Source organism: Flavobacterium sp. A45, assembly GCF_002001005.1.
In the GTDB taxonomy this organism is placed as follows: Bacteria; Bacteroidota; Bacteroidia; order Flavobacteriales; family Flavobacteriaceae; genus Flavobacterium.
Map to the genome: position 1 here is coordinate 1 of NZ_MUNX01000157.1, position 4,015 is coordinate 4,015.

Annotated in this window: 4 protein-coding genes and 1 pseudogene; all 5 read right to left on the minus strand. The window is 30.7% G+C overall.

The window, feature by feature from the left end; genetic code table 11:
• Nucleotides 1–593: acyltransferase (locus B0E44_RS18505; protein WP_165688830.1), on the minus strand; the 593-nt coding region annotated here is incomplete at its 3' end.
• Nucleotides 580–1,251, minus strand: a complete 672-nt coding sequence (locus B0E44_RS18510; RefSeq protein ID WP_077378959.1) for a cytidylyltransferase domain-containing protein — start codon at nt 1,249–1,251, stop codon at nt 580–582. The genes B0E44_RS18510 and B0E44_RS18505, both read right to left, overlap by 14 nt.
• A 42-nt stretch (nt 1,252–1,293) precedes the next feature.
• Entirely contained in the window at nt 1,294–2,391 is a 1,098-nt protein-coding gene (locus tag B0E44_RS18515) for a glycosyltransferase family 4 protein (protein WP_077378962.1), read from the minus strand.
• 41 nt (nt 2,392–2,432) lie between these two features.
• Nucleotides 2,433–3,512, minus strand: coding sequence for a glycosyltransferase family 2 protein (locus tag B0E44_RS18520; RefSeq protein WP_077378965.1), 1,080 nt, complete (start codon nt 3,510–3,512; stop codon nt 2,433–2,435).
• Nucleotides 3,509–4,015: pseudogene (locus B0E44_RS18910) on the minus strand (hypothetical protein); the annotation flags it as partial. The pseudogene B0E44_RS18910 and the gene B0E44_RS18520, both read right to left, overlap by 4 nt.

Consider the following 4,015-nt stretch of genomic DNA (forward strand, 5'->3'; position numbering starts at 1 on the left):
AAAAAAGAATTACTTAAAACTACCAAAAACAAATTATACAATAAAAATATACTTAATAACCATTTTTTAAGATTTAAAGATTTATCAATTAATATTGGCCAAATAAGATAAAATTGTTCCTCAGTTCCTATAGACCATGTTTGTGTAGCAAATGGAATTAATTTTAGATTAATCAAAACATTTGGAAGAAAAAAAACAAACATAAAACAAACCATAAAAAGTTGATAATTTGTATCCAAATCCAAATGAAAATAGGGCATTTGAAATACAGAAAGATTAGGCAATACAAACAATGAAAGTAACACTACCAAATAATACAATGGCCAAATCCTTAAAACTCTTCTTAAATAAAATAACCTAATGTTAATTTTTCCATATTTCCCTTTCTCTCTTAATAATAAATAAGTAATCAAAAAACCACTTAAAACAAAAAACAAAGAAACTCCTAATTCACCTAGCCGCTTTACACTTTGAAAATTATTAGGTAAACCAAAATAGGATTTATTCAATTCAATATGCCCCACAATAACCATAAAAGCAGCAATACATCTAACCCCATTAAGATTTGAAAAATAAAAATTATCTTTTTGCATGTGTTTTTTTAAATAAGTACTCAGCATACTCCAAATCCTCTGGAGTATCAATATCAACATCGACAAAAATATGATTTACTTCGAATGGAAAGGCATTTTCAGAGATAATAATATCTTCCAAAATCAAAGAAGCTTTGGTAATATACAATAAACCATTTTCGAAAAACAAAGGTTCCAAATCCTGACTACGTTGCCCGATACTATAATTAAAAGGTTGGAATTTGTTATCTAATATTTTGCCAAATTTTTGATGATTTCTGGTAACCGTAAACAAGCTCTCGCATTCATCTTTTTGATAGACTTCAAAAGCTTCTTTTAGTAAATTATCAGGTCGTAATGGATTAGTGGGTTGTAATAAAATTACATTTTCTACATCCGACTTGATAGATTCCAAAACGTGTTTCAATGCAGATACTGTAGGCTCAAGATCACCTGACAAGGCTTTTGGTCTATCAATCACTTTGACTCCATAAGCCAATGCTGTTGTTTTTATAGTTTCATCATCCGTAGAAACATAAATAGCATCAATAATTTCGCTATTAGCTAAAGCATACTGTATTGAATGCACCAATAATGGCAAACCGCCAAAGAGTTGAATGTTTTTTTCCGGTATGCGTTTCGATCCGCCTCGAGCTGGAATTATGGCTATGGTTTTCATTTATACTTAGTCATTAAAACAGATACTTCCCTTTAGTTTTTTTCATAAATCAGAAATAGAAGCCTTCGCATTGGCTATTATACTGTTCATTCCTGCAGACCAACTTTTGGAAGAATATAGTTCGGTGGAAACAGTAATTTCTGTAACGGGATTTTCAAGAAAATCAAGTATTGCATTTTCCCATGCAGAAACAAAATGTGGATTTTCAATTAATTTTCCCAATTTCCCATATTGCAGCACTTCGGGAACTCCACCAATAGCCGACGCAATACAATAATTACCACAATGCAACGCCTCAATCAAACTCATTCCAAAACCTTCATGACAAAGTGTTGGAAACAAATAACAATCTGAACTTTGAAAATAAACGGGAAGTTCATCATTAGGAATTCGACCAAAATACACCACGCCTTCTTGTGGTGTTTTAGGTTCACAACCAATAACCCACAACACTATATCTTGCCTAGTTTTATAAACCCGCTTCCAAGCCTCTAATATAATACTCAAACCTTTTTTGGGACGATCTTGCGAGCACCATACAAAAACGGTTTTAGCGTTTGTGTTTTTTGTCTGCTTAATTGCTTGCTTCTCTTTTAACGAAAGCGGGAAAAACTTTGTGGTATCAATACCATTGTGCAAAACCGAAAATCGAGTTGGCAAAACCGTATAATAAATTTTATGTGCCAAATAAGAATCATTCGTTAATAACACCATTTCATCTATTGACTCAAAAAACCATCTACCTTGATAATTTTCATAAAAAGGAGGAAAACCATGATAAAAAAACTGAACATAACAATTGGATCGCAGCCCTTTTGAAACCAAAAAAGCAGTAAGTGTCTTTACAATTCCAAAATTATCTATAATTTGAATAATGTATTTTTCATTTGGCTTCAGGATTTTATCTAAAGCCTCAAAATAGCCTAAGTACTTATTTTTCCTTATTTTTCTTCTTATTTTAAAAATGAGATTATTGGCAATCAAACTGTACTTAACATTCTCAAACTGTATTTCCGGTGGTTCGCACACGATAAAATCTATTTGGTGTTCCTTTTGCAAATAATTTTTATAAAGTGTTGTCCAACTACCTATTTTAGAAAAAGGAAGTGGGGCTTGTGATATGAGAATTACTTTGGTCATAGGCAAAAATTTTATGGCTTAGTAAAGATAGAAAAAGTAGTTTAGTCTTTTTTTATTTTTAATTGAATCGATTTTAAGTCACTTCCCACTATATAGGAATAATTACAGTCCCTATAAAAACTAATAAGATGCAGCAATACTTTGTCATTTATTTCTTTTAAAGAGTAATATGTTGGGACTGTTTTGCCTAAACATTTTTTCACATGGTATTTCAAACTATTTTGAAAATCATCTTTTTGAAAAATCACATTTAGTACTCCTCCCTTAAAATTAGGTAATGTCACAAAAAGAAAATGACTAATACTTTCTTTTCTATTCCCTATAAAAAAAGTCTCCGTACTATTTTCTAACACCTCATATTCAGTTTTGGAAATACTTTTTCCCCATTTTTTCAAATTTACAATTGTTAGTTTTCCTTTATTGCTATCTAATAAATGCTCCTGATTAATTCTAGTTATGTTTGTCAATTGCAAGTCCTGACTTAATTCTTTTGACTCTCCTTTTCTATAGGTTACATGCCATTGGTGTAGCATTAAAATCTCTTGATCATAAAATAGGGATTGATAACCTGCATTTTCTAATCGATTATGAACATCTTCATCTTCGGCTCCCCAAAAATGTAAAAATTCATCAAAACCATGTATTTCATTCAAAGCCTCAAGAGGAAATAACGACAAGCCTTTGGCTCCAACTTGACTAAAAAAACTTATTTTATATTGATCAAAAGATTTGAATTGTACGCTTTCATTTTGATCCAGAAAACCAACTTTAAAAAATACTGCTTGATTAGGATTTTGTATCTGTTTCAGTTTTTCTATGAAGTCGTGACTAAAAATCATATCGACATCCGCAACAAAAACATAAGGAGTTATCACGTGTTGTAACCCAATATTAATTACCTTAGCTCTCGACCAAGGTTGATGACAATGATAGGAATAAAGATAGGTCACAAAATCATAATTCTGAGTAAGCTCCTTTATTGTTGTTGCTGTGGCAAATACAGAACCATAATCTATAAAAACAACTTTAAAATCGCGATTGCTTTGTCGTACCAATGAATCTAGAGAACGTTTGACTCTACTTTCTTCTCTATCACGGTAGGGATATATAATAGTAATCATTTATTCTTAAATAATTTTACAGCAAATACTTTTGCTCTTTTTTTCCAATTAAAAAATATATTCTTAAAAACTTGGATTTCTTTCCAATCAACCGATGCGTCTTCAATATTATAATCCTTCAAAAAAGAGTTCAACCGAATGGTTTGATCATTATGAACTTCGTAGGCCCTAGCATACCAACTATGTAATGCCATTTTTTCTCCTGTTGGAAAAAGAACTATATTCCCAACCATATCATCACCAACTGGATTTACAGTATCTAAATATAAAAATTTAAAATTATTTAAATGAGCCCAAAAGTAAAAACAATAATAAGGTTCTTTTAAACTCTCCTTATTGTATGAATATTTCAAAGTTGAATACTCTTTGTTAGAATACAATTCAGGAATATACTTTTGACAATCTATAATAGAACGGTAATTATATTTATCCGATATTTTTTTAAAATTTAAAATGGAAAAAAAAGTATTTATTGCCTCAGGAGGAGGAAAAAGAGGGGGAAG